The 6,934-nt window shown below is 75.2% G+C and carries 6 protein-coding genes; 2 read left to right on the plus strand and 4 right to left on the minus strand.

All coding sequences use genetic code 11. From position 1 onward, the window contains the following. A partial coding sequence (locus ACWEJX_RS37035) for an SbcC/MukB-like Walker B domain-containing protein (protein WP_451611805.1) occupies positions 1 to 1,617 on the plus strand: 1,617 nt, incomplete at its 5' end. On the opposite strand, the gene ACWEJX_RS37040 is transcribed toward ACWEJX_RS37035, so the two are convergent. From ACWEJX_RS37040 to ACWEJX_RS37050, 3 genes are all read right to left on the minus strand, one after another. Then, positions 1,607 to 2,056 carry an Lrp/AsnC family transcriptional regulator gene (locus ACWEJX_RS37040; RefSeq protein ID WP_403789285.1) on the minus strand — a complete coding sequence of 150 codons (450 nt, stop codon included), beginning with the start codon at positions 2,054 to 2,056 and terminating at the stop codon, positions 1,607 to 1,609. The genes ACWEJX_RS37035 and ACWEJX_RS37040 overlap by 11 nt on opposite strands. Positions 2,057 to 2,136: 80 nt before the next feature. Next, on the minus strand, positions 2,137 to 3,846 hold the full coding sequence (locus tag ACWEJX_RS37045; protein WP_451611806.1) for a DUF885 domain-containing protein: 1,710 nt from the start codon (positions 3,844 to 3,846) through the stop codon (positions 2,137 to 2,139). 59 nt (positions 3,847 to 3,905) lie between these two features. After that, entirely contained in the window at positions 3,906 to 4,403 is a 498-nt protein-coding gene (locus ACWEJX_RS37050; protein WP_403789283.1) for an Lrp/AsnC family transcriptional regulator, read from the minus strand. A 60-nt stretch (positions 4,404 to 4,463) separates the two neighbouring features. On the opposite strand from ACWEJX_RS37050, the gene ACWEJX_RS37055 reads away from it, so the two are divergent. Further along, entirely contained in the window at positions 4,464 to 5,702 is a 1,239-nt protein-coding gene (locus tag ACWEJX_RS37055; RefSeq protein ID WP_451611807.1) for a trans-sulfuration enzyme family protein, read from the plus strand. 57 nt (positions 5,703 to 5,759) lie between these two features. Here the strand turns inward: ACWEJX_RS37055 and ACWEJX_RS37060 are convergent. After that, the coding region (locus ACWEJX_RS37060; protein WP_451611808.1) for a GNAT family N-acetyltransferase at positions 5,760 to 6,934 on the minus strand (1,175 nt) is incomplete at its 5' end.

Genomic DNA, 6,934 nt, shown 5'->3' on the forward strand with positions numbered 1-6,934 from the left:
TACGCCGCGTACACCCGCGCCGACGAGGCGCGCACGGCGGCGGAGACGGTCGTCGCCGCGACGACGGAGGCGTGGGAGGCGGCCAGGCAGGAGGCGCGCGCGGGGACGGCGGGAGCCGACGAAACCGGCCGTCACGCCCGGCCCGCGGGCGCGCACCAGGCGCCGGCCGACGGCCCGGGAGCCGGCCCGGTGGCAGGCGCGGGCGCAGGCATCCTTGGCGGCGAAGGCTTCGCCGGAGGCGTGGGATCGGTGCTCGCCTCGGCGGCCCCGCACGACGGAGGCACGGGCGGCCACGCGGGCGCCGCCGGGGCGGACCCCGTCGCCGACCCGGCCCTCGACCCCGCCGTCGGCGATCTCGTGCGCGAGGTCGACGAGCTCACCCGTGCGCACGCCGAAGCCCATGCGCTCGCCGCGCAGACGCATGCCGCTCGGGAGGAGCTGGCGCGCGCCGAGCGGGAGTACGAGGAGCGGGGGGCCGCGCTGCGCGAGGCAGAGCGGCGGGTGGCGGCACGGACGTCGCGGCGGGAGGCGCTGGAGGAGGAGCAGGGCGCTTTGGCGGCCGAACTGGCGCGGGGGCGCGGCGAGTCCGGGAGCGTGGCCGCGCACGCGACGCTGCTCGAACGGCGGATCGCGTTGCTGACGGAGGCGGCGGAGGCCGTGCGGGCCGCCGAGGTGACCGCGCGGGGGCTCAAGGAGGCCGACGACCGGCTGGCCGACGCCGCGTTCAGGGCCGGCTTCGACACGCCCGCCGCGGCCGCGGCCGCGCTGCTCGACGAGACCGCCCGCCGCACGCTGCAGCAGCGGGTCGACGCCTGGCAGGCCGAGGCCGCGGCCGTCGCCGACCGGCTCCGGGAGGAGGCCACCGCTGCCGCCGCCGCACTGCCGCCGGCCGACCCGGCCGCCGCCGAAGCCGCGTACGCCGCCGCCGAGCGCGCGCTGCGCGAGGCCGCCGCCGCGCTCTCCGCCGTACAGGAGCGGACGGAAGCACTGGACCGGCTGTCCCGGGAGGCCGACGCCGAGGTGCGCCGGCTCGGGCCGCTGCGCGAGGAGTACGAGCGGGTCGCCCGGCTCGCCGGGCTCACCGCCGGCACCTCGGCCGAGAACGAGCGCAAGATGCGCCTGGAGTCGTACGTGCTCGCCGCCCGGCTCGAACAGGTCGCGGCCGCCGCCACTGCCCGGCTCCAGCGGATGTCCGCCGGCCGGTACACCCTCGTCCACTCCGACGCCCGCAGCGGCGGTCGGCGCGCCGGCCTCGGGCTGCACGTGGTCGACGCCTGGACGGGCAACGAGCGGGACACCGCGACGCTCTCCGGCGGCGAGACCTTCTTCGCCTCGCTCGCGCTCGCGCTCGGCCTCGCCGACGTCGTCACCGACGAGGCCGGCGGCGTCCGGCTCGACACCCTCTTCATCGACGAGGGCTTCGGCAGCCTCGACGACCAGACCCTCGACGAGGTCCTCGACGTCCTGGACTCGCTGCGGGAGCGCGACCGCAGCGTCGGCATCGTCAGCCACGTCGGCGACCTGCGCCGCCGCATCCCGGCCCAGCTGGAGGTCGTCAAGGCCCGGCACGGGTCGGCGGTGCGGCTCCGTACCGGAGCGGAGGCGCTCAGCGGCTGATCGCGCGCCGGGGCAGCGGCGAGGAGTAGACGACGCTCGTCGTCACCGAGCCCAGCGCGCCCACCTTCCCGGAGATCTCCTCCAGGTGCCGCATCGACCGGGCGGCCACCTTCAGGACGAAGCAGTCGTCGCCCGTCACGTGGTGCGCCTCCAGGACCTCCGGGGTGGTCGCGATGAGGTCGTGGAAGGGCTTGTAGTTGCCGTTCGGATAGCGCAGCCGGACGAACGCGAGGATCGGCAGGCCGAGCCGCTCCTGGTCGACGACCGCCGTGTACCCGGCGATCACCCCCGCCTCCTCCAGGCGCCGCACCCGCTCGGTCACCGCCGACGGGGACATGGACACGGCCCGGGCGAGCTCGGCGAAGCTGGCCCGGCCCTGCTCCTGGAGGGCCGCGAGGATCCGCCAGTCCGTGGCGTCCGGGGTGTATCCGCTGGTCATGGGCGTGACCTTGCAGGGAAAATCCCGGGAGTTCAAGTCCTCCCGGGGTTTCTCACATGCCGGTGTCCCGGGCGGCGCCGTCAGAGCTTGGAGATCTCCTCCACCAGGTCGTCCAGACCCAGCGGCCCCTGCGAGAGCGCCGCCATGTGCCACGCCTTCGCGTCGAACGCGTCGCCGTGCGCGGCCCGCGCGTTGGCCCGGCCGAGCAGCCAGGCCCGCTCGCCCAGCTTGTAGCCGATCGCCTGCGCGGGAACCGAGAGATACCGGGTCATCTCGCTCTCCACGAAGGCCGGCGGCCGGCTGCTGTGCCGCTGGAAGAACTCCTGCGCGAGCTGCGGCGTCCACCGCTCGCCCGGGTGGAACGGCGAGTCCGCCGGGATCTCCAGCTCCAGGTGCATGCCGATGTCCACGATCACCCGGCAGGCCCGCATCATCTGCGCGTCGAGGTAGCCGAGGCGGCGCTCCGGGTCCTTGAGGAAGCCCAGCTCGTCCATCAGCCGCTCCGCGTACAGCGCCCAGCCCTCGGTGTTGGCGCTGACCTTGCCGACCGTCGCCTGGTAGCGGGAGAGCCGGTCGGCCACGTGCACCCACTGCGCGAGCTGGAGGTGGTGGCCGGGCACGCCCTCGTGGTACCAGGTCGACACCAGGTCGTACACGGGGAAGCGGGACTGCCCGTCGACCGGCAGCCAGGTGCGGCCGGGGCGGGCGAAGTCCTCCGAGGGGCCCGTGTAGTACGGGGCGGCCGCGCTGCCCGCCGGGGCGATCCGGGACTCCACCTGCCGCACCCGCTCGGCGAGTTCGAAGTGGGTGCCGTCGAGCGCCTCGATCGCCTCGTCCATCAGCCGCTGCAGCCAGGACCGCACCTCGTCGACGCCCTCGATGTGCGCGCCGTGCTCGTCGAGGTGGGCCAGCGCCTCCCAGGGGTCGGCGCCGGGCAGGATCCGCTCGGCCTCCAGGCGCATCTCGCCGAGCAGCCGGTGGTACTCGGACCAGCCGTACGCGTACGCCTGGTCGAGGTCCAGGTCGGTGCCGTTGAAGAAGCGCGACCAGCGCCGGTAGCGCTCCCGGCCCACCGTGTCGGGCGCGTCGGCGACCGCCGGGGCGTACACGTCGCGCATCCAGTCCCGCAGCTCCGTGCACGCCAGGTCCGCGCCCGCGCCGGCCGCCGCGAGCTCCGCGCGCAGCTCCTCCGGTACGGAGTCGGCGGCGCCGGCCGCGAAGCCCGCGAACCAGCCCTGACCCGCCCCGTCCGGCCCGGCGCTCGCCCACTCGGTGAGCTGGGTGACGAAGGTGGCGGTGGCACGCGGCCCGCCGCGCATGCCCCGCTCCAGACCCAGGGTCAGCGAGGCCCGGTACCCCTCCAGGGCCGCCGGGACCGCGCGCAGCCGCGCGGCGACGGCCGTCCAGTCCTCGACGGTCGCGGTGGGCAGCATGGTGAAGGAGAGGCGCACGCTGTGCGCGGGCGAGCGCAGATTGCTCACGCAGCACAGGCCCTCGTCCGCCTCGTGCACGAGGAGTTGGGCGGTCAGCCGCTCCCGCAGCAGCCGGGCGCATCGCCGCTCCGCCTCGTCCGCCGCACCCGGCTGCCGCTCCGCCTCGTCGAGCCGGGCGAGGGTGCGCCGGGCGAGGGCGGCGACGGCTTCCTGTCCGGCCGGCGAGAAGTCGGGCAGGCGGCCCGCGCTGTCCCGGACTCCCAGGAACGTTCCGGTGATCGGGTCGAGTTCGATGAGCGCGTCGACGTGGTCGTCGGCGACCTGGCGGGGGAGGGCGGGGGTGGAGGTGTCTGGCATGGGGCTCATCCTGGCCCGTGCGTCGTTCCCGCGTCACCCTCCGGAACTCTCGGTCGATCTCAGTCGGCTGACAAATGAGCACCCGGGACGGGCGGCAGCAGGGGTCCGCACTCCCACTGCTGGAAGATCAGCCGGGTCTCCACCCGGGCCACCTCGCGCCGCGACGTGAACTCGTCCAGGACGAGTCGTTGCAGGTCGGCGGGGTCCGCGACGGCCACGTGGACCAGATAGTCGTCCGGTCCGGTGAGGTGGAACAGCGCCCGGGACTCGGGCAGCGCCCTGATCCGCTCGACGAACGGACCGATCAGTTCACGCCGGTGGGGCCGGACCTGGACCAGGAGCAGCGCCTCCAGACCGCGGCCGAGTTTGGCCGGATTCAGCTGTAGCCGGTGTCCGAGGATCACACCGGTGCGGCGCAGCCGGGACACCCGGTCCAGACAGGTGGAGGGGGCGACGCCCACCTCGGCGGCGAGCTCGCGGTAGGTGGTCCGGGCGTCGTTCTGCAGTAGGCGAAGAATGTGCAGATCGACCGCGTCCAGTACGACAGAATCAGCCATCGGCCGAACGTAGCACGGGCTTTTCCCGCTACGGGCCGGTATCCGTTCACAGTGCCGCGCATGGACACCTCCACGGATGCCGCTCTGGGCGGCTTCGCCTCAGCCGTCCCGGCCGCCGCCCCCACCCGGGCCCTGGCCACCGAAGCCGTGCACGCCGGCCGCGACGACCTCGCGGAGCTCGGTCTGCACGCCCCGCCGCTCGACCTGTCCACCACCTATCCCTCGCACGACGCCCGGGCCGAGGCCGCCCGGATCGACGAGTTCGCCACCACCGGCGCCCGGCCGGACGGACCGCCGGTCTACGCCCGGCTCGACAACCCCACCACCGGCCGCTTCGAGACCGCCCTCGCCCGCCTGGAGGGCACGGAGGCGGCGGTCGCCTTCGCCAGCGGCATGGCCGCGCTCAGCGCGGTGCTGCTCAGCCGGGCGAGCGCGGGGCTGCGGCACATCGTCGCCGTCCGTCCGCTGTACGGATGCAGCGACCACATGCTGAACGCCGGCCTGCTCGGTACGGAGGTCACCTGGACCGACCCGGCGGGCGTCGCGGACGCGCTGCGGCCCGACACCGGTCTGGTGATGGTCGAGTCGCCCGCCAACCCGACCCTCGCCGAGGTCGACATCCGCGCCGTCGCCCACGCCTGCGGTTCGGTGCCGCTGCTCGTCGACAGCACCTTCGCCACCCCGGTCCTCCAGCGTCCCGCCGAGCTGGGCGCGCGGATCGTGCTGCACAGCGCCACCAAGTACCTCGGCGGCCACGGTGACGTGATGGGCGGTGTCGTCGCCTGCGACGAGGAGTTCGCCCGCGTCCTGCGCCAGGTGCGCTTCGCGACCGGTGGCGTGCTCCATCCGCTCGCCGGCTATCTGCTCCTTCGCGGCCTCTCCACCCTGCCCGTCCGGGTCAGGGCCGCCTCGGCGACCGCGGCCGAACTGGTCCGCCGGCTCAAGACCGACCCGCGGGTCGCGCGGGTGCACTATCCGCGGATCGGCGGCGCGATGGTCTCCTTCGAGGTGTACGGGGATCCGCACGAGGTCATCTCGGGCGTCCGGCTCATCACGCCGGCCGTCAGCCTCGGCAGCGTCGACACCCTGATCCAGCACCCGGCCTCGATCAGCCACCGCATCGTGGACGCCTCGGACCGGCGCTCGGGCGGCATCGGCGACCGGCTGCTGCGGATGTCGGTGGGCCTGGAGGACGTCGAGGACCTGTGGGCCGACCTGACGCAGGCGCTCGGCACGGCGACCGGGCCCGGGAGCGCCGCCGAGCGACCGGTTCTGGCGGACGCCGTCGCGCAGGCCTAGCCATGGGGACCCGGATCCGGGCCCAGTCCCGGCCGTGGCCGGGGCCCGGGTCCGCGTCTACGGCCGGGACTGGGCCCGGGCCTGGGGCTGGGCGGCCTGGGCTCGGACCGGGCGGTCGGCCAGACGGGCGGTGATGACCAGGGTGCCCTCCTCGATCTGGTAGTCGAGCGGCAGGTTCAGCGCCCGCATGGCGGCCACCATGCCGGTGTTGGAGGACTGGGTCACCGCGTACACGCTCTCGCAGCCGGCCTCCTCCGCCATCGCCACCAGTCGGCCGAGGAGTTCGGCGCCGATGCCGCGCCGCTGCCAGTCGTCCTCCACCAGGAGGGCGACCTCGGTCTCGTCGCCGTCCCAGAGCAGATGGCCGAGGGCGACGACCCGGCCGGAGGCCGTCTGCGCCGCGAGGGTACGGCCGAAGCGTGGGCTCAGCAGATGGTCGAGGTAGCGGTCGGCGTCGGCGACGGGGCCGTGGTAGCGCAGGCTCAGGGTGCGGGCGGAGCAGCGGTCGTGCATGGCGCGCGCGGCGGGCAGGTCGCGCCGGTCGGCGCGGCGGACGGTGATCTCGTTGCCCTCGGGCAGGGTGAGCACGTCACTGCCGTGCGGGACGCGCGGACCGAGCCGGGCGTCGAGCTCGACCAGGGCGCGGGCCCGGGCGAACTCGGTCGGCGTGAACGGCAGATGGGGCCGCTCGATGACGAGCGTGCCGCCACTGGGGTCGCGCAGCCGCATCACCGTCTCCTCCAGGACGCCCTCCTCGGGGGCCTGTTCCCCGGTGGGGCGGCCGCTGAGGGACACCGCGGGGACCGAGTGGATCGTGCACCGGCCGAGGAGCTGGCGCAGGGCGAGCGGGAGTTCGGCCGCGTCGAGCGCGGTGCGGGTGGCGAGGCCGAGCACCCGGGTCGGGGTGTCGACGAGGTCGTGGGCGTCGGCGCGCTCGGTCCAGGTGTCGGCGCCGCCGGCCGCGGCGACGGCCCGGGCGAGCGCGCCGGTCTCCAGCGAGGCGGGCGCCCGGAGCAGGAACTCGTCGACCGTGCCCTCGGCGAGCGGATGGGTCTGCAGGGTCAGGATGTCCACCCCGTGCCGGGCGAGCACCGTGCACAACGCGGCCAGGCTGCCCGGGGTGTCGCGGACGGTGGTCCGCATCCGCCACAGGACCGTTCCGGCAGAGTCCCCCACGGGGGTGGGGTCGACGCCGGACGCGGCGGCCGGCGGCAGCGAGGAGGTCTCCCCGC

The sequence above is a fragment of the Streptomyces sp. NPDC004788 genome, from assembly GCF_053601115.1.